The organism is Acidovorax sp. KPB24-03 (assembly GCF_057546605.1).
The window spans coordinates 1-878 of sequence record NZ_BAAJYR010000793.1 but is presented as its reverse complement, the minus strand read 5'-3'; the positions used below and the strand labels follow the sequence as shown (position 1 = coordinate 878).

The window sequence follows — 878 nt, the reverse complement described above, 5'->3', positions numbered from 1 at the left end:
ACCACCTCGCCCAGCACCAGCAGCCCGGCGGCCAGCCCCACCACGGGCACGCCCAGGCTGAAGGGCGCGACGCGGTTGGCCGGGTAGCGGGTGAGCAGCCCCGTCCACAGGCCGTAGCCGACGATGGTGGCCACCCAGCCCAGGTAGGCGACCGCGCCCCAGGCCACCGGCGGCAGCGCGGCCCAGGCGTCCCAGTGCAGCCAGCGCCCTGCGTCCGCATCGGTCAGGGCCGACAGCGCCGCGAACGGCAGCACCGGCACCAGGCTGCTCCACACCACGAACGACAGCGGCTTGTAGCCCGGCGATGCCCGCTGCGCCATGCGCGAGACGATGTTGGACACCGCCCAGGAGGCGGCCGCGCACAGCGTGAGGCAGATGCCCACCATCGTCGCCCCGCCCACGCCCGTGCCGGTGGCCCCCGGCCCGATGAAGTTCATGGCGAAGCATCCGAGGCCCACCGCCGCGATCGCCATGCCCACCACCAGCGGCCGCCCGGGCCGCTCGCGCAGGATGCCGAACGCGAACAGCGCGGTGAAGAACACCTGCGTCTGCATGAGCACGCTGGCCAGCGCCGCCGTCATGCCCAGCTTCAGGGCGAAAAAGCCGAAGCCGAACTGCCCCACGCCCTGGAACAGCCCGAACAGCAGCACCCAGCGCCAGTGCATGCGCGGCGGCTTGAGGAAGAACACCAGCGGCAGCGCGGCGAACAGGTAGCGCACGGCCCCGAGCTGGAACGGCGTGAAGTAGCGCAGGCCCCACTTCATCGCCACGAAATTGATCCCCCAGATGACCACCACGGCCATCGCGGCCAGCACGTCGCGCGTGGCCATGGCATCGCCGACCGGCGCCCGGGCCACCGCGCTCACCGCGGCCCCCCT

1 protein-coding gene is annotated in these 878 nt (G+C 72.7%); it reads right to left on the bottom strand.

The window, feature by feature from the left end; genetic code table 11:
* On the bottom strand, nt 1-830 hold an 830-nt coding region (locus tag AC27KI_RS26050), incomplete at its 3' end, for an EamA family transporter (protein WP_487116741.1).
* Nucleotides 831-878 lie beyond the last annotated feature (48 nt).